19 protein-coding genes and 1 pseudogene are annotated in these 23,435 nt (G+C 36.0%); 13 read left to right on the forward strand and 7 right to left on the reverse strand.

Features of this window, described 5'->3' with window-relative positions; all coding sequences use genetic code 11:
* Positions 1 to 70 precede the first annotated feature (70 nt).
* Both ACMAYL_RS09365 and ACMAYL_RS09370 read left to right on the forward strand, forming a co-directional pair.
* Complete coding sequence (locus ACMAYL_RS09365; RefSeq protein WP_392910837.1) at positions 71 to 829, forward strand: hypothetical protein; 759 nt, start codon at positions 71 to 73, stop codon at positions 827 to 829.
* 8 nt (positions 830 to 837) lie between these two features.
* Positions 838 to 1,278 (forward strand): hypothetical protein, encoded by a 441-nt coding sequence (locus ACMAYL_RS09370; protein ID WP_412471023.1) that lies wholly within the window; start codon positions 838 to 840, stop codon positions 1,276 to 1,278.
* A gap of 34 nt (positions 1,279 to 1,312) precedes the next feature.
* Here ACMAYL_RS09370 and ACMAYL_RS09375 read toward each other — a convergent pair whose 3' ends face one another.
* Positions 1,313 to 2,500 carry a hypothetical protein gene (locus tag ACMAYL_RS09375; protein WP_412471024.1) on the reverse strand — a complete coding sequence of 396 codons (1,188 nt, stop codon included), beginning with the start codon at positions 2,498 to 2,500 and terminating at the stop codon, positions 1,313 to 1,315.
* 201 nt (positions 2,501 to 2,701) lie between these two features.
* Here ACMAYL_RS09375 and ribD point away from each other — a divergent pair, with 201 nt between their 5' ends.
* The 4 genes and pseudogenes from ribD (at position 2,702) to ribE (ending at position 5,585) form a co-directional block, all read left to right on the forward strand.
* Positions 2,702 to 3,835: a bifunctional diaminohydroxyphosphoribosylaminopyrimidine deaminase/5-amino-6-(5-phosphoribosylamino)uracil reductase RibD gene (gene ribD, locus ACMAYL_RS09380; protein WP_392993919.1), complete on the forward strand. Its 1,134-nt coding sequence runs from the start codon at positions 2,702 to 2,704 to the stop codon at positions 3,833 to 3,835.
* Complete coding sequence (locus ACMAYL_RS09385; RefSeq protein WP_412470470.1) at positions 3,835 to 4,485, forward strand: riboflavin synthase; 651 nt, start codon at positions 3,835 to 3,837, stop codon at positions 4,483 to 4,485. Before ribD ends, ACMAYL_RS09385 begins: the two co-directional genes overlap by 1 nt.
* Positions 4,478 to 5,077, forward strand: a pseudogene (gene ribB / locus ACMAYL_RS09390) (3,4-dihydroxy-2-butanone-4-phosphate synthase); the annotation flags it as partial. The gene ACMAYL_RS09385 and the pseudogene ribB, both read left to right, overlap by 8 nt.
* 40 nt (positions 5,078 to 5,117) lie before the next feature.
* On the forward strand, positions 5,118 to 5,585 hold the full coding sequence (gene ribE / locus ACMAYL_RS09395; protein ID WP_103218567.1) for a 6,7-dimethyl-8-ribityllumazine synthase: 468 nt from the start codon (positions 5,118 to 5,120) through the stop codon (positions 5,583 to 5,585).
* A 168-nt stretch (positions 5,586 to 5,753) separates the two neighbouring features.
* On the opposite strand, the gene ACMAYL_RS09400 is transcribed toward ribE, so the two are convergent.
* The 6 genes from ACMAYL_RS09400 to mfd form a co-directional block, all read right to left on the reverse strand.
* Positions 5,754 to 6,497 carry a TrmH family RNA methyltransferase gene (locus ACMAYL_RS09400; protein WP_412471025.1) on the reverse strand — a complete coding sequence of 248 codons (744 nt, stop codon included), beginning with the start codon at positions 6,495 to 6,497 and terminating at the stop codon, positions 5,754 to 5,756.
* Positions 6,494 to 9,301 carry an excinuclease ABC subunit UvrA gene (uvrA, locus tag ACMAYL_RS09405; RefSeq protein WP_412471026.1) on the reverse strand — a complete coding sequence of 936 codons (2,808 nt, stop codon included), beginning with the start codon at positions 9,299 to 9,301 and terminating at the stop codon, positions 6,494 to 6,496. The genes ACMAYL_RS09400 and uvrA overlap by 4 nt, the downstream gene beginning before the upstream one ends.
* Complete coding sequence (locus tag ACMAYL_RS09410; protein WP_412471027.1) at positions 9,298 to 10,149, reverse strand: PdxA family protein; 852 nt, start codon at positions 10,147 to 10,149, stop codon at positions 9,298 to 9,300. The genes uvrA and ACMAYL_RS09410 overlap by 4 nt, the downstream gene beginning before the upstream one ends.
* A gap of 6 nt (positions 10,150 to 10,155) precedes the next feature.
* Entirely contained in the window at positions 10,156 to 11,076 is a 921-nt protein-coding gene (locus tag ACMAYL_RS09415; protein ID WP_412470466.1) for a hypothetical protein, read from the reverse strand.
* 90 nt (positions 11,077 to 11,166) lie between these two features.
* A complete protein-coding gene (locus tag ACMAYL_RS09420) occupies positions 11,167 to 11,973 on the reverse strand; it encodes a peptidylprolyl isomerase (RefSeq protein ID WP_412470465.1) in 807 nt (268 codons plus the stop codon).
* Positions 11,974 to 12,058: 85 nt separating this feature from the next.
* Complete coding sequence (gene mfd, locus ACMAYL_RS09425) at positions 12,059 to 15,553, reverse strand: transcription-repair coupling factor (protein ID WP_412471028.1); 3,495 nt, start codon at positions 15,551 to 15,553, stop codon at positions 12,059 to 12,061.
* Positions 15,554 to 15,705: 152 nt separating this feature from the next.
* Between mfd and ACMAYL_RS09430 the strand changes: the two genes are divergently transcribed.
* From ACMAYL_RS09430 to ACMAYL_RS09460, 7 genes are read left to right on the forward strand one after another with little or no spacing between them, the layout of a single operon-like run.
* Positions 15,706 to 16,122 carry an NADH-quinone oxidoreductase subunit A gene (locus tag ACMAYL_RS09430; protein WP_103218560.1) on the forward strand — a complete coding sequence of 139 codons (417 nt, stop codon included), beginning with the start codon at positions 15,706 to 15,708 and terminating at the stop codon, positions 16,120 to 16,122.
* Positions 16,122 to 17,330, forward strand: a complete 1,209-nt coding sequence (gene nuoH, locus ACMAYL_RS09435; protein ID WP_412471029.1) for an NADH-quinone oxidoreductase subunit NuoH — start codon at positions 16,122 to 16,124, stop codon at positions 17,328 to 17,330. Before ACMAYL_RS09430 ends, nuoH begins: the two co-directional genes overlap by 1 nt.
* 18 nt (positions 17,331 to 17,348) lie before the next feature.
* Positions 17,349 to 17,882, forward strand: a complete 534-nt coding sequence (locus tag ACMAYL_RS09440) for an NADH-quinone oxidoreductase subunit J (RefSeq protein WP_393056979.1) — start codon at positions 17,349 to 17,351, stop codon at positions 17,880 to 17,882.
* Entirely contained in the window at positions 17,879 to 18,184 is a 306-nt protein-coding gene (nuoK, locus tag ACMAYL_RS09445; protein WP_103218558.1) for an NADH-quinone oxidoreductase subunit NuoK, read from the forward strand. Before ACMAYL_RS09440 ends, nuoK begins: the two co-directional genes overlap by 4 nt.
* 21 nt (positions 18,185 to 18,205) lie before the next feature.
* On the forward strand, positions 18,206 to 20,389 hold the full coding sequence (locus ACMAYL_RS09450; RefSeq protein ID WP_103218557.1) for an NADH-quinone oxidoreductase subunit L: 2,184 nt from the start codon (positions 18,206 to 18,208) through the stop codon (positions 20,387 to 20,389).
* Positions 20,390 to 20,407: 18 nt separating this feature from the next.
* Complete coding sequence (locus ACMAYL_RS09455) at positions 20,408 to 21,940, forward strand: complex I subunit 4 family protein (RefSeq protein WP_233189724.1); 1,533 nt, start codon at positions 20,408 to 20,410, stop codon at positions 21,938 to 21,940.
* An 18-nt stretch (positions 21,941 to 21,958) separates the two neighbouring features.
* The gene (locus ACMAYL_RS09460) at positions 21,959 to 23,434 is read left to right on the forward strand and encodes an NADH-quinone oxidoreductase subunit N (RefSeq protein ID WP_412470462.1); all 1,476 of its coding nucleotides are present in this window, start codon (positions 21,959 to 21,961) and stop codon (positions 23,432 to 23,434) included.
* Position 23,435: the final 1 nt, after the last annotated feature.

Raw genomic sequence — 23,435 nt, forward strand, 5'->3', positions numbered from 1 at the left:
AATTCTATTGGATTCTGTTGTATGAAGAACTACTAAACAACATTGGGATTAATAGAGAGAGGAGAGCAGAATGGACAAGGTTTTTTTAGAAAGACCTTCGGTTAACGAAGTTTTGCGGGACAAGATCAGAAAATACAAAAAAGAGCACTCCCGCTTAAGTAGCAATCAAATTGCTAGAAGGCTTGGACTTCCACCTTCAACATTTCATCGACTAGAAATGGGTGATGTTAAAAACCCTGGACTCGATATTTGTGTCACAGTCCTCAACGGCTTGTGCTCAAAGAAAGAGACAGCTGAGTTTGTACGTGAGTACTTCCCGGAAGTGCATGAAAGTTTGTATGGGCATTTTCAGGAAACGGCGAGCTTAAAAGAACAACTGCCAACGACTGATAAGTATTTTCAGGAAATTGCAACTTACAAGATGATGTTGAGAGCTAATTCTAAAGCAGGATTAAGTGAAAACTTTATTCTTCAAGAGTATGGAAGAGAAGGGCATAAAGTGTTTATGAAGCTAGCTGCAGATGGTGTATTTATAAACAAAGATGGACGTTTTTATCTAAATCTAGAGGATACAACCTATAGTCTTTATACATCTGCGAAAATACAGTCGAATATATATAAAGAAATGGCTGATGAAGCGCTCGTTACAAATAGAAATAAGCAATGCACTAATTGTTTATGGGTAGAGTCTATAAATAAAGAGAAGGTTGTTCCTCTTTTAAATGAATTAACAGCTGAGTATAACTACAACATGAAAAAAATTATGATGGATCCGAATAATGTCGGCGAAGATCTAATTGCTTACTCTGCATTAGTTAAACTACTTTAGGAGCTCGTATGAGAAAAATTATATTATTTGTATTACTATTTAACCTAAATGCATTGGGACAAAACTTTACAGCACGTGGTGGCGGGACTAGTACGACGGACTGGGATCTTAGAACAGGATCTGGATCAACTACTGGTGATTGGCGTGTTACTGATATTATTGAATTAAATAACAATGCAATTGATTTAAACACACTTAAGCTTTCAGATGTTGGTGAATTCGACTTTGATTCTATAAATGATAGATGGATATTAAAAACTAAGGGCCGAATTTTGAGTGTTAGAAACATTGAATTAATTGATAAGTTTCAAGAAAAGCAAATTGAAGTACTAGATTACTCTATAAATCTTAAAAAAAGTATGAGGAATATGGGAACTAAAATGCTTGAAAAAAGAATTCAACGTGGTGTTAAGTTTAAAGATTATAAATTTAATGATTTCAATTATTAATTTTTAGAGCGGGATTATCCCGCTCTTTTTTTATTTATTTACATAGATCAATATTGATAAATTGGCTTTGAATTTTAGGAAACTTGTATTTTTGATTGATTACTTCACCTGTAAATGGATTTTTTAATAAGTGTTCTTCAAGATTATCAATACTTCCTTTGAATCTTAATACATTAAAATCTTTGTATATTTGCCCTAAACCACTTTTAAGTGGGAAGTGAATTTTTGACTTAGGTAAATATGAAACAATTAAGTCTTCCGTAAGTGATGACTTTTCATCAAACTCTAGAATTGCATTCTGAAAGTTTAATTTATAAGTTTTATCTTCTGATACGAAATCTATATTTTTATAACATTTTAAATTTGTACTAAATTCGAAATTCTTTTGATTGAAATATATATTTTCTTGTACATTATCAGCATCATTAATTGGATAAGATGCAGCTAGGTAACCAAATATAAATGCGTCTTCTGATTCTAATGAGAGACTTATATGATCTATTTTAGATAAGATATCAATCTCTTTCTTTTCACCCTCAAGACTAATCCCTTCATACAACGCAATCTCTTCATGCTTCTTAGTTAAAAAACCAATGATATTTCCATCTTGAGAAATTAGTGAACCGTCTTTTACACCATCACAGTTTTTGATATTTAAGAGTCGTGATTCATTATCAAATGAATTGGCATAGGCGAGTGAAGCGTAAGTGATTTCACAGCTTTGTTTTGTGAGAGCTCCATACTTATCAAAAGCTAGAACTTCTACAAAGTTGTTATCTGAGTTTGGAATAGATATAGATGCCGAGTTTTTAATTTCTTTGGCCGTCGTAAGTTTAAGAACCTTGTCATTGAATTCGTTTGAAAGCTCTTCTTCTACTGATTCAACTTTTACGATTTCGCCATCAGTTGTTTGTATGTGAAAAGTCTCATTTGTGTCGGCACAGTTTTGAGAGATCAATACTTCTGTTTCTGACTTTATAATTCCTGGGCAAGTTACTGATTTATCGAGTGTTTTAACCGCTACAATGCCTTCTGGACAATCCTGTCCTTCACAGAAATTGTTAAGCTTTGCATTTAAAATGACCTTATCTGAATCATTAACAACTGGCCCAACTGGAGATTGAGTTGGAGTGTTGGACTTGATAATTTTTTGCGTATCCTTCGAACACGAGGCCATAGAGAAGGCAAAAATTAAGATAAGTGGTGCGATTAACTTGTTCATAAAACCAATTTATCTAATATTTGAGAATTAGTGTTTGTTAGTGAAATTTATTTATAGGGTGTAAAGAAGTAGAACACGTAGTAAGTGCCTGATTTTATGAGTATTTGTGTGTCGTTCGGGCCTATAGGTCCATTAGTGTCAAAAGTACCAACGTGCTGAATTTATGAGTGCGACTTATGGCCAGATATGTTATGAAAAGGCATGGAAAATCAGGCTTCTAGAGATATTGCTTATATGCAAATGGCGCTTAATCTTGCGAAATTGGGTGAAGGAACAACTTCTCCAAATCCAATGGTAGGTGCTGTCATTGTTAAAGACGGAATTGTACTTGGAAAGGGTTGGCATAAAAAGGCCGGGCTTCCACATGCAGAGCCTGAAGCAATTGCTGATGTAGCCGAAGAACAAAAGGGCGAACTTAAGGGTGCCACAATTTATGTAACTCTTGAGCCTTGTTGCCATACAAATAAAAGAACACCTCCATGTGCACACGAACTTTTAAAACACGGTTTTGCTCGTGTTGTTGTTGCTTGTCTTGATCCAAATCCTCAGGTTGCAGGAAATGGAATCAAGATATTGGAAGCTGCGGGGATTGAATGTGAAGTAGGCGTTCTTGAACAAGAGTCGATGGAGCTTAATCGCGTTTTCTTTAAATCAATGAAAAGTAATCTTCCTTTTGTTCATCTTAAGCTAGCACAAACTCTAGATGGAAAGCTTTCAACAATGACCGGGGACTCGAAATGGATTACTGATGAGTCTGCACGAAAGATGGTTCATTCTTTTAGAAAAAGATACGACGGGGTTATGGTTGGACGTAAAACTCTTAATAACGATGATCCAAGTTTAAATATTCGTTTTGGTTTAGATGATAGTGGAAAGATTCCTTATCGAATTGTGATGGGGTCAATTTCTAAAATGGATCCTCTTTCAAAAGTATTCAATGATCAATACACAAAAAAGACTATCATTGTAACAACTGGAGCAGATTACCAATCAGCACCAGATGATGTTGTTAAATTCTTTACTGAAAAACAGATTCGAATTGTTTTTGCGAAATGTGAAAGAAATGAAATTGTTATTGAAGATGCACTGGCACAACTAAAAGCAATTGGTGTTCATTCGATTCTTGTTGAAGGTGGTGGGATGCTCGCTTCGACTATTTTGAAGAAGCAACTTGCAGATAAGATGACAATTTTTGTAGCGCCTAAAATTTTAGGAAATGGCATAGGTTATTACGATGAACAACTTGATTCGATGGCCGATGCTTTAAATTTTAAAAACGTTGAAGTTAAAAATATAGGATCTCAAGCAATGTTTGAGATTGATACGAGGTCATAGTGTTTACTGGACTAGTTAAAGAAATTGGAAAAGTTGTAAGTGTACGCTCAAATGCTGAGGGGAAACTTATAGAAGTTAGCTGTAAAGAGCTTCTTCCAGAAATTGAAATTGATGATTCAGTTGCAATTAATGGCGCCTGCCAAACTGCTGTTAAAATTACTGATTCTACATTTGTTGTGCAAACAGTACATACTAGTTTGGAGAAAACGACACTTGGAAATTTAAGATCTGGAGATGAAGTTAATCTCGAGCTTGCGCTACGTGCAAGTGATCGACTAGGTGGACACATTGTTCAAGGTCACGTTAATGACGTTGGTCAAATTGTTCAAATTCAAAGTCGCGGTAACAACTATCTGGTGACAATTAAAGTTAACTCAAAGCAAATGAAATATATTGTGAAAGAAGGTTCAATAACAATTGATGGAATTTCACTGACTGTAGCGGATGTATTTAAGGCCGACTCGTCATTTCAACTATCAATCATTCCACATACTTGGCAGAACACAGTTCTAAGAAACCGCAGTGTTCAGAGTTTGGTGAATATTGAAGTGGATATCCTGGGAAAATATATAGAAAACTTGCTTTTTAACGGTGCTAGACGTAGTAATGGAGCAAGCACACAAAATTTGGAGTCATTCCTAAATGATTAAATTTGATAAAATTGAAGAGGCCATTGAAGATATTCGTCTTGGGAAGATGGTAATTGTAATTGATGATGAAGACCGTGAAAATGAAGGAGACTTTGTTATGGCGGCTGACCGAATTACTCCTGAGGCAATTAACTTTATGGCGACAGTTGGTCGCGGATTAATTTGTGCTCCTATTACAAAAGAGCGTGCAGATGAATTAGATCTTCCACTAATGGTGAAAGAAAACGACTCTGTTCATCACACAGCATTTACTGTTTCAATTGATGCTGCAAATGGTGGTACTGGTATTTCATGCCAAGATCGTGCATTAACGATTTCACTACTTGCTAATAAAAATTCAACGGCCGATAGTTTTATGAGACCAGGTCACATCTTTCCACTTATTGCAAAATCTGGTGGTGTTTTAGAAAGAGATGGTCACACTGAAGCTGCTGTAGATATGGCCAGAATTGCTGGTTGTTACCCTGCTGGTGTGATTTGTGAAATCATGAGCGCTGATGGGACAATGGCAAAAGCTCCTGAGCTTTCTAAGATTGCTGAGGAACATGGTTTAAAATTTGTAACAATTAAAGACTTAATTAAATATAGAAAAGAAGCACTTGGTGAAAGTGCTGATAATTTAGGAGAAACACATGCCTAGAAATCTAGAAGGTAACTTAAATGCATCTGGAAAGAAATTTGCTGTAGTAGCAGGACGTTTTAACGAACTAATTACAAGCAAACTATTAGGTGGTGCAATTGATTGCATTAAAAGACATGATGGAAACATTGATGAAATGGATATTGCTTGGGTACCAGGTGCCTTTGAAATTCCTTTAATTGCTCAAAAACTTGCTGCTTCGAAAAAATATGATGCTGTAATCACACTTGGTGCAGTTATTCGTGGATCAACTCCACACTTTGATTTTGTTTCTAATGAAGTTGCTAAAGGTATTTCAAAAGTATCTCTTGAAACAGGTGTTCCAGTAACATTTGGTGTTTTAACTGTTGATACAATTGAGCAAGCAATTGAAAGAGCAGGAACTAAAGCTGGAAATAAAGGTTGGGAAGCTGCAATGTCTGCAATTGAGATGGCGACACTTCTTAAATCAATCGACTAATCAAATTTGAAAATATAGTAAAAGAAAAGGCCACTCGACAGTGGCCTTTTTTATTGGAAAAAAACGAAAAAGATACAAACTCTATCGGTGTGTGGTGATGAGCTTATGGGCCTAAGTTATAGACTATCATCACCAATGTCAGGTTAATAAATATAAATAAAAATCTAATTAAAAGATCGAGTGATAAAGAAAAATTGAAGCTGCACTTGCTGCATTTAAGTGTGCAACGTAATTTGTTATCGGAATAAATAGCTTCTTATCACAAGCGTCAATTACTTCACGATCCATACCATTGCCCTCATTTCCAATAATTAAAGCAACTTTTTGTGGATACTTATAGTCAGTAATCGATAAGGCACCTTCTTCATTGGCAGTAGCACAAACTGCATAGCCAAGTTTTTGAAGTAAAGAAATGTCATCAATTAAGTTAAGTGACTTACATATATTAGCTTCAAATGCATTTCCCATTGAAACTCTGATACAACGTCTTAGATAAGGAGATGCACTTTTTGCATCATAGATAATGTTATCAAAACCAAAGGCCATTGCTGCCCTCGTCATCGTTCCTACATTTTCTGGAGAAGTTACTCCATTAAAGATAAGTATTCGATCACCAAGCTCATTAATTTTTTTAAGTCCATTTGTTTTAACTTTAGCAAGAATTCCATGATGAAGTTTAAAGCCTGTAATCTCCTCTAAATCATTCTTGTCTTTTATTAGAACGTGCTTGCAGTTGTCATCAATCAAATCTTTATTTGAATCATAAAATTCTTGAGTTGCTATAATTTTTTCAACTTCATGATTTGATCGTAGTGCTTTACACACAACTTTTTCTGTTTCAGCGATACAATAATCTTCTTTAATTAGATTCTTATCTTTTAAATTATAGAATTCTTCAAAACCATTTATCACTTCAGAATTTCCTTTAAAAATTTACCCGTATGAGAAGCTTTAATCTTTGCAATCTCTTCTGGTGTTCCTGTTCCAACAATTGTTCCACCTCGATGACCACCTTCAGGTCCTAGATCAATTATTTGATCAGCTACTTTTAGTACATCTAAGTTATGTTCAATGATAAGAACAGAATTATCACTTTCTACAAGTTCATTGATTGCTTTCATTAATACTTTAATATCTTCAAAGTGAAGACCAGTAGTAGGCTCATCAAGAACATAAAGCGTGTGGCCTTTCGTCGACTTTGCTAACTCTCTAGCTAACTTAAGCCTTTGTGCTTCTCCACCTGAAAGTGTGGTTGCTGGTTGACCTAATGTCATATAACCAAGACCTACATCATTCATCGTCTTTAGAATTTTTCCAAGCCTACGATGATTTTTGAAGAATTCATACCCTTCTTCAATCGTCATTTCTAGAATATCGGCGATAGACTTACCTTTATAAAGAACTGAAAGAGTTTCATTATTATAGCGACGTCCGTTACATTCATTACAAGTTACGTAGACATCAGGAAGAAAGTGCATTTCAATTTTCTGTGTTCCATTGCCTTCACACTCTTCACAACGTCCACCTTTAACATTAAAACTAAAACGTCCTTGCTTATAACCGCGGATTTGTGACTCGTTTGTTGCTGCAAATAGCTTTCTTACATCATCAAAGAGACCTGAATATGTAGCCGGATTTGAGTGAGGAGTACGCCCAATAGGTGATTGATCTAATTCAATTACAGATTTAATTTTATCGAGTCCTGTAATTGATTTGTAGTTTGCTTTCTCATAAATTGAGCGATTGATTCGAGTTAGTTTACTCTTAACTGCTGGAATTAAAACTTCGTGCACAAGAGTTGATTTACCTGAACCAGAAACTCCACTGATACAAACAAGTCCACCTAGAGGGAAGTCGACATCAACCTTTTTGAGGTTATTGTGTTCAGCTCCGCGAAGTTTAATAAACTCGTTAAGTTTGCGACGCTCTTTTGGAACTTCAATTTTTACTTTATGATTTAAATAGTCTGCAGTCAGAGATTTCTTCTTTAAGAAGTTCTTAGTTGTTGCATGTGCAACAATTTCTCCACCGTGAACACCTGCACCTGGTCCCATATCAATAATATAATCACTAGCTTTCATTGTATCTTCATCATGTTCAACGACAAGAACAGTATTACCGAGATCACGTAGCTCTTTAAGTGTATGAATAAGTCTTACGTTGTCTCTTTGGTGAAGACCAATGCTTGGCTCATCTAGAACATAGAGAACGCCAGAAAGAGCTGAACCAATTTGAGTAGCTAGGCGAATACGTTGTGATTCTCCACCACTTAGTGTTCCTGCCGAGCGATTAAGTGTTAAATAGTCCAGGCCAACATCATTAAGAAATTTTAAGCGTGATGTGATTTCAACGAGAAGCTTAGCACCAATCTTTTCTTTAATGCCTTCTAGTTTTAAATTATCGAAATATTGATAAGTTTCACTTAAAGGTACTTCACATAATTCAATAATATTCTTTTCCCCAACTTTAGTACTTAGAGCAATAGTGTTAAGGCGGCGACCTTTACACTCTGAACATTTTTGAACACGCATGCTTTTTTCAAGCTCTGAGCGTACTCGCTCAGAAGTAGACTCTTGATACTTCTTATCTAGCCAGTTGATAAGACCAGGGAATGGTTTGGAAAATTCAAAAACTGAATTTTCTGACTTAAATTTATATGTATAAACCTTATCAGTACCTTCAGTAAGAATTTTAAAAATCTTCTTTGGCATTTTTGACAGAGGAAGCTTTAAATCAAAACCTTCTTCTTTAAGCATGCACTCTACCATTTTATGAAGAAAATTATTCTTCTTCGTAAGAAGAGGGATCGCCCCCTTTAAAACCGGGAGTGAGTCATCAAAGATAATTTCACTTAGAACAAATTCTTTTGATTCACCTAGGCCATTACATTTTCCACAAGCTCCAACAGGTGAGTTGAAAGAGAATAGCCTTGGCTCTAGATCAGGAAATACTTCTCCGGTTACATGAGACATATTGATTTCAGAGTATGTGTGGTATTCATCATCTATCATGACGTGAATAATTCCATTTCCTAGCTTTAGTCCTAACTCAACTGAATCAGTTAAGCGTTTTTCTATATCTGCTTTAACTAAGATTCGATCAATAACGACGAGTATCTCGTCAGTTGCTTTAAGCGATTTGATTTCACTACTATCAAGTAACATGATTTCATCATTTACAATAAATCGTGAAAATCCCATTGAAAGATACTTGGCCATTTGCTGCTCAAGTGCTTTTTTGGTTTCATCTGTTATTTCAACTGTAATATGTAATTTTGTCTTTTCAGGTAACTCCATTAGGTCTCTCGTAATTTGACCCGGAGTATAGCTAATAACTTTTTCACCATTGTTTGGATCGTAAAGATCACCAACTCTCGCAAAGAGTACTCTCATATAATCGTAAACTTCAGTAATTGTTCCAACAGTTGATCTTGGGTTTTTACTTGTAGTCTTTTGGTCAATGGCAATGGCCGGTGAAAGACCAGTTATTGATTCAACATCCGGAGCTTGTTGTTGACCTAAAAATTGTCTGGCATACGAAGAGAGAGATTCAATATAGCGTCTTTGTCCCTCAGCATAGATTGTATCAAAGGCCAGTGAACTCTTTCCTGAACCAGAAGGACCTGTAATGACAGTTAATTGATTTTTAGGAATATTGATAGTGACGTCTTTCAAATTGTGAACACGTGCTTTTACTACTTTAATTTCATTATTCATTTTTTAATAACCTTTAATGCTAACTTTAAAACATAATAGCAGCCCATATAATTGGCGCTATCCTTTCCAAAGAGATCAAATGCCGTACCGTGATCAACACTTAGGCGAAGGTAGGGCATTCCCAGAGTGATATTTGCTCCCTTTGATTTAAACATCGTTTTAAATGGCGCTAATCCCTGATCATGGTACATGTAGACGTAAAGCTTATCGCTTGCAAAACTATCATTTAGAAAAAGTCCATCAGCAGGAAGTGGGCCAATAATTCTCTCTCTCAGATCAAGATCTTTAATAGCTTTAACAATTTCTTTTTCTTCTGTTCCTAGTATCCCACCTTCACCAGCATGGGGATTAATACCAGAAATAATGACATCGTTTAAATGTCCGAAATATTTTTTGTAATTATCAACACAGATTTTAATTTTACTGTGAATAAGCTCATGATTTATTTTTGTTGCGACTTCTCTAAGCGGTATATGATCGGTAATTAATAAAACATTTGCATCATATGACTTAAAGAACATCACGAGATTTTCGTTTTGATATCTTTTACGAAAGTATTCTGTGTGTCCTGAAACAGATTTGCCATCAAAGAAAAGTTCATTCTTAGTTGTAGGCATTGTTACGAGAATGTCATTTGGTCCACATCGGTCACAAGCCTGTTCTAGTGCGTTGTGAGAATAGGGTTTTTGAACAAGTGTATATTTTAATTCGGATGGTAGATCGTTTTTGAATTCATCACCAACAAAGAGGTGAAATTCTTCCTGCTGACTTGATGAAAGAAGGCTCCAAGCTTTTAAAAAAACTTCAAGTCCTATTCCTCTTTCATGGCCAGCAGTAACATAGATCATTTTCTTTTATAATGTTTTTACGTAGTGATTAGCTTTTTCACGCTCAAACCACATTTGTGTAACTTCTTTCGCTTTTGATTCATATAGAAGCGCTCTAATTCTATTCTTTGCATTTTGAAATAGAGAAGATTCAACAACGTCACGTGTTTTTACATAGAAAATATGTGTTTCACCCATCATATTGATTGGTTGAGTGAATTGCCCTTCTTGTGTCTTATTAAGAAGCTTTTGTAAGTCTGCAGTTAAACCATCTGCTGTGATATCTCCAAGTGTTGAAGTCTCAATAGATCCATACTTGCTAGGTAGTGGCCCACCTTTTTGGAAAGATTCCATTGTCTTCTTAAAACTTGCATAGTCTTTCTTTGTTACGATTGATTCATCAATAGAGAAGTCAACTAATGTGTATCGGTATGAAACAGTTTTATTGTTTACATTTTCTTTAAAGAATTCATTTTTAATTTCTTGTTCACTTACAGAAATTAATGGAATGATAACAACTGAATTAAAGTGATTGAATTCAATCGCTTCTTTGTTGAGTTCAAAGAACTCTTCAAAATTCGTATTAGACTTTTTTAGAAATGCGATTAGATCGTTACGACTAAGTCCTAGTCTTTGCTCTTTTCTTTTAATTTCTTTCTCTACTGTTGCATCTGAAATTACATAACCTTGTTCTGCGAGAGTAGAGCGAATAATAAATTTTCTAATGATAAGATCAGCAACTTCCTTGTCTGTATACTTCATTTCTTTCTTATAAATGAAAGGAGAAATATTCTGACGAATTGGAAGCGATTTCTTAACACGTTCGATCATCGACTTTGTTATGACATGTTCATCAACAACGGCTGTAATTTTATCTAATAATTTTGTATTTTTTGCTTGTAGATTTAATGTTGAAAAAAGTAGGGCCAAAAAAAGAAAAAGCCTCATGAACACCTCTTATTACTGTTCTTATATGTGCGATATATAGAACAATAATTTATCGTGCCCATGAGGCTTGTGCAAATTATTTAATCTTATTTACTTTAGATTTTTGTCTAAAATTTTAATATTGGCTTTTTTACGTAAGCCTGCGAAATAATCTTCGATGATTTTATCGCGCTTCCTGTCATAAACAAACTTTTTGTAAACGCCAAGATTGATATCTTCATACTTTTTCACACCAAGTACCTTGATTACATGATAACCAAGTTGTGTGCGTACTGGACGAGTGATAAATCCATCTTTCTTACCCTTGATGGCCGCAAAATACTCAGGTGCCATAAAGAAAGCTGGTTGATATCCTACATCTCCACCAGTGTGAGCATTTGGTGATTGTGAGAATTTGTTTGCAAGTTCAGCAAATTTAGATGGCTCTTGCGTAACTTGTTCATGAATTTCGAAAATCTTCTTTTGAGCAGCATTGATCTCATTTTCTGAAGGAGCAACTCTAACTCTTAGTAAGATATGAGCTGTACGGTACTCTGGGAAGTCACTATAGAATCTCTTTACATCTGCATCAGTTACCTTAATTTTCTGGAATTCTCCTTCCAGATCTTTTGAAACTTGTGCATTGAATATAACTTCTTCAAGTTTTTTTACAACAATTGGATCTTGATCTAACTTTGCTTTCTTCGCTTTTTCCACACCTAATTTTTTATTAATAAGGTCTGTAAGCACTTTTTTCATTGTTACAGGATCATCAGAAACAACATACTTATTTAATAAGTAAGCTTGATCTAACTCTTCTTTTGTAATTTTCTGACCATTAACTTCTGCTACAACTTTTTTTGGTGCAGCTTCTAGTCCTAGTGCAAGTAGTAAAACTAAAATGATTTTACCGTACATATAGATATCCTTTTCAAATTATCGAAATCAAATTCTTAAACTATATCTAATTGTACCAAAAATTCTTAAAAACTTATAAATTTCACTAAGATGGAACTATTTTTTCCGCAATTTCCTGACAGAACTCGACTAATCCACTCGGAGATATTGTCGTTTTATTCGTAAAAATTAGCTTGAAGTCCGGTGTGAAACGATATTTTCGAGGCATTGCTAAGAAGTTATTTAAAATATTATTTCGAAGCTGTTCATTGGCTTCAACCATATTCTGATCAAATTGAAATACGATAGTATTGTCTATTAATTGCGCTGACTTTACACCACAAGGCATAAGGTGAGAGCGTGCCTCAAGAATAGCAATAAGCTGATTAAATTCCTCAGGGCCTGGCCCATAGATATCAAAGATTGTTTCTTTCAATGCAGTAATTTCATCGATCGATTTTGAGTTAGATAGCTGCTTGTAATATTTTAAGCGCTCACTCGATTCACTAATAAAGTGAGCAGGAATGAATGCTGCAAACGGAGTATTGATTTCGATATCCTTCGTGATAACTTTCTTTTCACCGCGAAGTTCTTGAATTGCTTCTGTAAGAAGTTCCATATAAAGCTCAAGACCAATGGCCTCGATATGTCCTGATTGGTGAGCACCGAGAATATCTCCTGCACCACGAATTTCAAGGTCACAATTTGCAATTTGAAAGCCACTTCCCATGTCAGCATAAGTTTGTAGTGCCTTTAGTCTTTTGGCCGCTACTTCAGTTATATTGCGATTATTTGGAACGACAAAGTAACAGTAAGCCTTCTTGTCTGATCGACCAATTCGTCCACGAAGTTGATGAAGCTGCGCTAGTCCATAGCGATCTGCACGATCAACAATCATTGTGTTTGCATTTGGTATATCAATTCCAGATTCGATAATAGTCGTTGAAATAAGGATTTGGTAAGCACCACTATAGAAAGCAGAGATTCGCGACTCGAGTTCTTTTTCGGCCATCTGTCCGTGAGCAAAAACAATCTTTGCATCAGGAACTAGCTCCCTAATATATGCAGTGTAATTTTCTATATCTTGAACGCGATTGTGTACGATAAAGACCTGGCCACCACGCTTTAATTCACGATTAATGGCCGATTGAATCGTATGATCGTCTTCTTTAATAACATAAGTTTTAATAGACTGCCTTCTTGGAGGAGCCGTCTTAATTAGTGCAAGATCCTTAAGTCCTAAGAAAGATAATTGTAACGTTCTAGGAATTGGAGTTGCTGTTAACGTTAAGAAATCAACTGATGACTTAAGCAGTTTAAGTTGGTTTTTATGGCCAACACCAAAGCGTTGTTCTTCATCGACAATAACAAGACCTAAATCTTTATAACGAATAGTTTTACCAAGAAGTTTATGAGTACCAACGATAATATCAATTTCGCCTTTTTCTAATTTCTCCTTTGTTTCTTTCTCATCCTTTCCAGTTTTAAAACGTGAAAGATAATCAATTCGAACTGGAAACTTTTCAAAGCGTTTAACAAAAGAATTATAATGTTGAAGGGCAAGAACCGTTGTTGGAACTAATACTGCTACTTGTTTTCCATCAAGTACTGCTTTAAAAGCCGCTCGCATGGCCACTTCTGTTTTACCAAAACCAACGTCTCCACACACAAGAAAATCCATCGCTGTACTTGCTTGCATTTTATCAATTACTGAATCAATGGCATTTTTCTGGTCTGGCGTTTCATTGAATGGGAATGAAAGCTCAAACTCTTTATAGTCATGATCAGGAGGAGAAAATTGAAAAGCCTTAGCAGAAGCTCTTTCTGCTTGAAGCTTTAAAAGATCAAAAGCTAACTTTTTAATCGATTCACGTGCTCTAGAAGTTAGGGCAGAGAACTTATTAGTTCTTAAGCTATCGACATTAACATTAAGTTCGCCGCCAGCATGCTTTTGAATTAGATTCATCTTATAAATTGGTACGAATACTTTATCATTACCTTTATAAAGAAGAACCAAATAGTCTGTTTTAGAACCACCAATATCCATTGCTTCTAAGCCTAAATACTTTCCAATACCGTGCTTAGAGTGGATGACGTAGTCACCTTCTTTTAGTGAAGCAAGTTGTTCTGCAAAGAGATCGTAGTCGTGAATTTTTGAAACCTTAGCCTTATCTCTTCTAATTGAAAATAGATCACTATCTGAAATAGTAAGTAATTTATCACTAGGATAGAAGAAGCCTTCACTTAATTTAAATGGTACAAACTCAATTCGTTTTTTAATTTCACCATCAACTTCAAATGTTTCAATTAAGTGTTCAATTTCTTTGCGTGAATTTTCATTTTGAATTGTGAAAATTATTTTTCCAGAATATTTAAATTCACTTTTAATATGCTTAAAAAGACCTGTTAAAAATTCCTTTTTAACTAAGTAATTAATATCGTGGTAAGAGATATAAGATTTAAAAGGTCTAAATCCTAGATCGACAATATTACTGTCATTATCAAGGTTAACAGTAATATTTAAATGGTTGAGATTTAGACAAGCAATATCTCTCAGTCGCTCAATTGTTGATAAGTCATAAAAATATTTTGGTTCAGGAAGTAGCTCTTCACAGTCTTCAAAATCTTTCGCTAGCTCATCACAATAATTAGAATAAAAGTCTTCTACATTATCGCGATCAAAAATTGAAACTAGCCAATTATCATCTATATAATCGAGTAGTGTGCGTGTTTCTTCTGTATTAAAAAAGAGTGGTGTATAAATCGGATGATTTTCAAAAAGCATTCCACTTGAAAGCTTACTGAAGATATCATTTCTTTTTTCTAATAACTCTCTTTGATTTGCTCTAGGTCGCGGAATATTATTTCTTAGATTATTTGAATACTGAGATTCACAAAAAATAGTTGGCCCAGGTGCTATAATAATTGAATCAAGTTTTTTATCTTTAATAGTCTTTAATGTTTCTTTATCAATTTCATAAATTTCTTCAATCATTTCATCGAAGTAATGAATTCGAATTGGATGATGACCAACTGGATAAATATCAAAGATTTCACCTTTCTTAGAAAATGTCCCTTGTTCCTCAATAGTGAAAGAAGAACTGTAGCCAAGTTGAACTAATTTTCCTGCTAACTCGTCAGGAGAAATTATATCAGATTCATTAATTTCAATTTTTGTATCGCTAAAGAAATTAGCTGGTGGAACTTTTAGTCCAAGAGATTCTATTGAAGTGATAACTATTAATTCTTTATTTTCTGAACGGATAATTTTTTCTAATGCTGAGTGTCGGGCAAGTTGTGCACTTTCTGACGCAAACATTCCTGAATATGGTGACGCGTCTAGTCCTGGATAGAAAACAAGTTTTGTTTTAGAAAAGCTTGTTTTGACTAGCTCATAGAATTGTTCTGCATCATCATAATCTTCAAAAATAAATAAATTCGATGGATTAATTTTACCATTTTTTTCTTGTAACAAGAACTTAGCAAATGCCCAGTGCTCCCTGTTAATACCGTCAATGGTAAGGTCGTGTTGCCTAGTGTCTAACCAGCTTTCTAGTTTTGTGCGTAGTGGTGCAAATAAATCCATGTCGTTTTTTAACATAAAATATAGTGAGAACAAAGAATTTATGCATTGGCCCATGCGTTACTAAATAGAAGATATTACTCAAAAAAAGAGGGGCCAATTTATTTCCAAAGTGCTAGTAATCGTGTAATATTTGGGAACTTACTTTACTTATACATGGAGATAAATCGATGTCGCAAAACTTTGACGTCTATATGCCGGTGTTAATTTTAGCCGCTGTAGCAGTAGTCGCTTTCTTTGGAACATTACTTGTCGGTCGTCTTGTAAGGCCAAATAATCCAACAGAATTGAAACTTACGCCATATGAATGTGGTGAGGAACCAACTGGTACTGCGTGGTCTAACTTTAACGTACGTTTCTATGTTATCGCTCTAGTATTCTTAATCTTTGATGTTGAAGGAGCTTTAATGTTCCCTGTTGCAACAGTTTATAAAAACTTTGTCGACATCGGACAGGGTGGTGCAGTTCTTGGATCACTTCTTCTATTCATTGTTATTTTAAGTTTAGGTTTAGTTTATTGCTGGAAGAAAGGTGACCTTGATTGGGTAAAATCTTTCCAAGCAAATATTAATGGAAAGGATAAATAATGAATTCAACGATTGTATCGTATTTATCACAAGCACCAGGCTACTCAATGGCCGTGGATGCACTATCAAAACTTTTAGGAACTGATGCAACTGGAATCGTAACGTTTTTACTTTTCTTAGTTTTCTCATTAATCGTTGTTGGAGCTCTTGCTACAGTTGGTGGTCTTGGTACTTATGCTGAAAGAAAGATTTCTGCTGACCTTCAAATGAGACAGGGTCCTAACCGTGTTGGTCCTTTTGGTATTCTTCAGTTTTTAGCTGATGGTGTGAAGATGATTCTTAAAGAGGACGTTGTTCCACGTGATGCGGACAAGTTCTTATTTAACATTGCACCTCTACTAGCGTTAGTAGGTGTTTTCATGTCACTTGCTGTTGTACCATTCTCAAGTGGATTTACTCTAACTCACCTTAATGTTGGTGTTTTCTACTTACTAGGTGTTTCATCATTAGTAGGTGTAGGTATTTTCCTTGGTGGTTATGCATCTAACTCTAAATGGTCAATGCTTGGTGGTATGAGGGGTGCTTCACAAATCATCTCTTACGAAGTTCCAGTAACTCTTTCAATTCTAGCAATTGTAATCATGACTGGTTCATTATCATTTAAAACAATTACAGAAGCTCAGGGTGGATTACCACACCAATGGTTTGTTCTTCATAACCCATTTACTTTTATTGGGTTCTTCGTACTTTTTATTGGTGCACTTGCTGAAACAAACAGAGCTCCTTTTGATCTTCCTGAAGCGGAATCAGAACTTGTATCTGGTTACCACACTGAATTTACAGGTATGAAGTTTGCATTCTTTGCACTTGCAGAATACATCGAAGTTTTCGTTGTTTGTGGTGTTTGTGCTGCTTTATTCCTAGGTGGTTATCAAGTTCCTTTCGGTCTTGGTTCAGGTGAATTCGTAAATAAACTTATTCCTTCAGCTCACCCTATGATCGGTAAGCAAATTGGAAACTTTTTACAACTTGGATCTTTCGTAACTAAGACTCTTGCTCTTTATTACGTTGTAATTTGGATCAGATGGACACTACCAAGAATGAGAGTTGACTCTCTAATGGTACTTTGTTGGAAATATCTAACTCCAATTGCACTATTTAATATGATTGGTTGTGCTGTATGGCTTTACCTATTTAACGGTAAGTCTATGTGGGCAATTCTTGGAAAAGTTATCGCATCTGCATCTGCTGGTGCGGGCGGACACTAATATTTAAGGATATTTGAAATGTTTATTAACACAATGTTTTTAATTTCAGCAGCGGCTACAGTTATAGGAGCATTCCTTGTCGCCGTTTCAAAAAATTTAATGCATGCATGTATCTACCTACTACTTACTCTTTTTGGAGTAGCTGGTCTTTATGCAACTTTAGGAGCTGACTTCTTAGCTGCTACTCAATTAGTTGTATATGCAGGTGGTGTTGTAATTCTCATGCTATTTGCCATCATGTTAACTGGTGGGATCGAACAAGCTTACAATAAGCTAGGGATCAAGAAAGTAGCAGCAATGGGAACAACTAAGACATACACTATTGCAGCAATCATGATGCTTGTAATCAGTTTTGTATTAATGAAAATCCTAGCACCTGTACTTAAAATTCAAAAACATGTGCAACTGGAAGATATGCAATCAACAGTAGAAGAGATCGGAACTAAGCTAATTACAGATCACGTACTAGCTTTCGAAATTTCTTCAATCCTTCTTTTAGGTGCACTTGTTGGTGCTGCAGTAATTTCTAGACCAAGGAGATTAAAAAAATGATGACTTTATCTTCTTACTTACTAATTTCTTTCTTCTTATTCCTTGCAGGTATTGCAGTAATGGTAGCGAGAAAGAATATTATCGCGATCCTTCTTGGTGTTGAGCTAATTTTAAACGCAGCTGCTCTTAACTTTGCTGCGTACACAAGATACGCAAACCAGAATATTGACGGAAATATCATGTCACTATTCATTATTATTGTTGCTGCTGCTGAAGCGGCCGTTGGTTTAGCAATCGTGATTCGTTTCTTCCAAGTTAAAGATTCGATTCATATTGATGATGCAACTGAACTAAAAAGTTAATTAGAGATATAAGGGAAAAAAATGGATTATACGATTTCAAGTATTGCTCCAATTGTTCTACTACCGTTCTTTGCTTTCGTGATAAATGCGTTTATCGCTTCACGTTTTACTAGAACAGCTGTAGCAATCAGTTGTGCAGCAATCGCAGGTTCGACAATTTATGCGTGGAGAATTTTTAGCGACTTCGTTTTCGGAACGTACTCTGCTAATTATCACATTCACAAAGTATTCACTTGGTTTGACCTAACTGGTGGTGGGCAAGAGTTCGTAGTAAACATGGGTATCTATATTGATAACATGACTGCTGTACTTCTTATGATGGTTACGGCCGTTGCTACACTTATCCACGTTTTCTCAACTTGGTATATGAAAGATGACATGAACTACGGTAGAAACGGTCGTTTCTTCACTTATATGTCACTCTTTACTTCTGCAATGCTTGGTCTTGCACTTTCAGATAACTTATTTTCAGTATTTATCTTTTGGGAGCTTATGGGATTCTGTTCATACTCTCTAATTGGTCACTACTACGAGAAAGAAGTTGCTGGTGCTGCTAACGTTAAGGCCTTCATGACAACAAGAGTAGGGGATGTTTTCTTCCTTCTAGGTATTGTTGCTCTTTGGACTGTTGTTGGTTCAGTAAGTTTTGTAGACCTATATAAAGCAATCGATGCTGGTGGATTAGCTGGTCAGGCGGTACTTGGTATCCCTCTAGCAACATTTGCAGGTTTCTGTATCTTTATGGGAACAATTGGTAAGTCAGCGCAATTCCCTTTAAACGTTTGGCTACCAGATGCGATGAATGGTCCAACTCCATGTTCTGCACTTATCCACGCTGCGACAATGGTTGCTGCTGGTGTTTATCTTTCACTAAGAATTTACCCGCTTCTTGATGCTGGTGGACTATTAACTCTTGTTGCTTATATCGGTGGTATTACTGCTTTCGGTGCTGCAACAATTGCACTAGTTCAAACAGACTTTAAAGCGGTACTAGCTTTCTCAACAATCTCTCAACTAGGTTACATGGTACTTGGTATTGGTGTTGGGTCATATAATGCTGCATTCATGCACCTGATTACACACGCTGTTTTCAAGGCATGTTTATTCCTAGCTGCTGGTTCTGTAATTCACTCACTTCACGATCACCACACGCATGCTCACGTACAAGAGATGCCAAGAATGGGTGGTCTAAGACATAAAATGAAATTTACTTGGATTGCAATGTGGTGTTGTACTCTTGCAATTGCAGGTATTCCTTTCTTCTCAGGTTTCGTATCGAAAGATAGAATTCTAGGAGATGCTTTAATTGAGGCACTTCACTCACCAGTAATGATTGCTCCGGCAGTTCTTGGTTTCATGGGTGCACTTCTTACAGCTTTCTATATGTGTCGTATGATGTTCCTTGCTTTCCACGGTAAGCCAAGAGACAAAGAAGTTTACGATCACTGTCATGAAGAAAAGCTTACTTGGAACAGAAACGTACCTCTACTTATCCTTGCGGTATTTACTCTTGGTGTTTGGTTCTCTGGTTCATTAACAGGACAAGGTTTTGTTAAAGTTGCAGATAAAGCAAACGGAAAATATGAGTGGTTCCAAACTTTAATTCAAAAACCTAAGAAAGGTCAGTTTGAAAATTATAAGCGTGAGCAACTTGGACAAATTGATGTACGTGAAAAAGGTACATTTACAACTTCTAAGTACGACTCAACTTACGGACTTTCTGAAGAAGAAGCACACCACATCCACCAGGTTCACTATATTGGTGCTGGTATGTCGATTGTGATTGCTTTTTCTGGTGTATTCATCGCGATGATGATGTACCTATGGGGTAAATGGAATCCAGGATTCTGGGTTAATTCGTTTAACCGTTATTACAGAACTCTACAGAATAAATACTTTATGGATGATCTTTATATTGGTGGATTCATCAAGAAGGGATTACTTCCATTTAACAACCTATTAGCTAAGTTTGACATGGGATTCTATGACAGATACGCCGTTGATGGTTGGGCTTCAGTTACGAAGTTTATTATGAGAGTTTCTGCGTGGTTCGATAACTTATTTGTCGACACAATGATGGTAGATGGTACTGGTGCAAGTGTACGTTTATTTAACGTTATCTTAAGAACTTTCCAAAACGGGAAGATCCAGTTCTACATCGCAATGATTATTTTAGTACTATTTGGTTATATTTTAGCTTTATAAGAGAATTAAGGAGTTACAGTGAACGCACATTCTAATCTATTAAGTTGGATTCTGTGGATGCCTATGATCGGTGTTCTTGGGGTACTTTTATTACCTAAGACGAAAGAGACGGCAATTAGAGTATGGTCTTTGATTAATACTGTGATCACGCTGGTTTTATCAGGTTGTCTATACATGAAATTCGACAACACTGTGCCAGGTATGCAAGAAATGTTTACAATTAAACATTCTTGGATTTCACAGTTTAACATTTTTTATCACCTAGGAATTGATGGTATTTCATTACCAATGGTTCTTTTAACTTCGCTACTTTTTGCGATCTGTATCCTTTCTTCATGGACAGTTAAAAAGCAAGTTAAGGGATACTTTGCATTACTACTAATGCTTCAATCAACTGTTTACGGTGTATTCTTATCAATGGATTTCTTCCTGTTCTATGTTTACTGGGAAGTAATGCTAATCCCAATGTTCTTCCTTATCGGTATTTGGGGTGGTGAGAACAGAGAATATGCAGCTGTTAAATTCTTCTTATATACATTCTTTGGTTCAATCCTAATGCTTGTTGGTATGGTTGCACTATACTTCGTAACAGGACAAGGTGTTGATTCATTCAATATTCTAGCGCTTTCAGGCGGTAAATTTGTAAACGAAACTGTAAATATCTTTGGTATGGCACTTCCATTTGCAAAAGTATTCTTCGTAGCACTTTTCATCGGTTTTGCAATCAAGGTTCCAGTTTTCCCATTCCATACTTGGCTTCCACACGCTCACGTACAGGCACCAACAGCGATCTCAGTTATCCTTGCCGGTGTACTACTTAAGATGGGTACTTATGGTTTCCTAAGAATTGCATTCCCAATCTTCCCATCAGCTTCTGTTTACTTTGCAGATGCTATCGCATGGCTAGGTTTAATTAACGTTATTTACGGTGCGTTCTGTGCAATGGCACAAACAGATGTTAAGAAACTTGTTGCATACTCTTCAGTTTCTCACATGGGATTCGTAATGCTAGGTCTTGCTGCTATGACAGTTCAAGGTATGAACGGTGCTGTTCTTCAGATGTTCAACCACGGTACTTCAACAGCTATGATGTTCCTTCTTATTGGTATTCTTTATGAAAGATCTCACCACAGATGGATCGTTAGACCAGACGGAACTAAAGGTTTTGGTGGTCTTTATACACAATTACCAAAATTCTCGATTGTTTTCATCATTGCGATGTTCGCATCAATGGGTCTTCCAGGACTTTCAGGTTTCATCTCTGAAGCTCTAATTTTCCTAGGGATCTACAATAGATTTACAACAATTACTGTTCTTGCAGTTATTGGTCTTCTTCTTGGTGCTGCTTACCTTCTATGGATGTTCAAGAGAATGTTCTTTGGTGAAGTTATTGAAGAAAACAAATCTTATACAGATATGAATGCTAGAGAAATCTTCTACATGGTTCCACTATGTATCGCAGTAATCCTATTTGGTATTTGGCCATCTCCATTACTAGATATGATGAAGGCTTCTGTAGGTAAACTAGTTTCATTATTAGCGACTTTTTAATAGTCAATAGGTGAAGTGATGGCTTTAAATTATTTAGCGAGTATCTCACATTATATTCCGGAGCTTTTAGTATGCTTCACGATGGGGGCCTTAATCCTCATCGAAGCTACTTACGGAAATGATGAAAAAGGTAGCTCAAAGAACATGTTTTACTGGGGTTCAATGCTTGGACTACTTTGTGCGCTTATTTATCAAGTCAAAGGACTTGGTGTTGAGCCGACACAAATTTTTACTAAGTCTTTAGTTATTGATCACTTCTCAGGTTTTGCAAAGATCGTAATGATCCTAAGTACAGCTGGTGTTATTTATCTTTCTAAGATTTCAAAAGATCTTTACGAAGGAACTAAAGCTGAATACACAATCCTTGCAATGGGAGTTTTAGTCGGTGGGATGCTTCTAGCTTCTGCAAACAATATGCTTCTATTCTACTTAGGTATTGAAACACTTTCACTACTTTCATATGCAATGGCCGCTCTTAAGAAGAACGATGAACGTTCAACTGAAGCAGGTCTTAAGTATGTTCTATATGGTGGTGTAACAGCTGGTATGATGTTATTTGGTATGAGTCACATCTTTGGTGTACTTGGAACGATTAACTTCTCTGAACTTATGCCAATGCTAACAACTCTTTCAACTGAGCAAACAGCAATTCTTATTCCTTCATTTCTACTTTTCTTTGTAGGGATTGGTTATAAGATTTCTTGTGTTCCTTTCCACATGTGGTCTCCAGATGTTTACGAAGGTTCACCTCTGCCAGTTACAGCATTCTTCTCACTAGTTCCTAAGTTTGCAGGTATCGTAGCATTTGCTCGTCTTACTCAAGTATTCTTTGGTGGTGATGTTGGTGTTCTTAAGGACTCTTGGTTAGTTCTTCTAAGTATTGTAGCTGCTCTTACAATGACAGTTGGTAACGTATCAGCAATCGGTCAGCGCTCAATTAAGAGAATGCTAGCTTTCTCTTCAATCTCACACGCTGGTGTAATGATGCTTGGTGCGATCGTACTTGGTAAATCAGGATGGACTGCAATTCTTTTCTATTCTGTAACTTACTTATTTATGACACTTGTAGCTTTCTATGTTGCTTCATTTATTCAAGATCACTACGGTAATGATCACATCGATCGTTTCTCTGGTCTTATTAAAAAGCATCCGGCTATGGCAATTGCTATGGCAATTACAATGTTCTCTTTAGCAGGTCTTCCTCCTTTATCTGGATTCGTTGCTAAGTTCAACATTCTAGCTGCAATTATTGATAAGAAATTCTACGTACTAGCGGTAATCACAGCTCTTAACTCTGTAATCTCTCTTTACTACTACATGAAAGTTGTTCGTGTAATGGTTCTTAAAGATGCTGAGTCTGATGAGCAAATTGGTGGCCTAGGATTCGTAAACCAACTAGTAATCGGTGCTTACACGCTTCCAGTTGTACTTCTTGGTATTTTCTGGCAAAAGCTTATCGCTCTTGCTAACGGAGCATTGCTCCTAATTAAGTAGT

Origin of the sequence: Halobacteriovorax sp. RT-2-4 (genome assembly GCF_047085445.1) — a bacterium.
In the GTDB taxonomy this organism is placed as follows: Bacteria; Bdellovibrionota; Bacteriovoracia; order Bacteriovoracales; family Bacteriovoracaceae; genus Halobacteriovorax_A.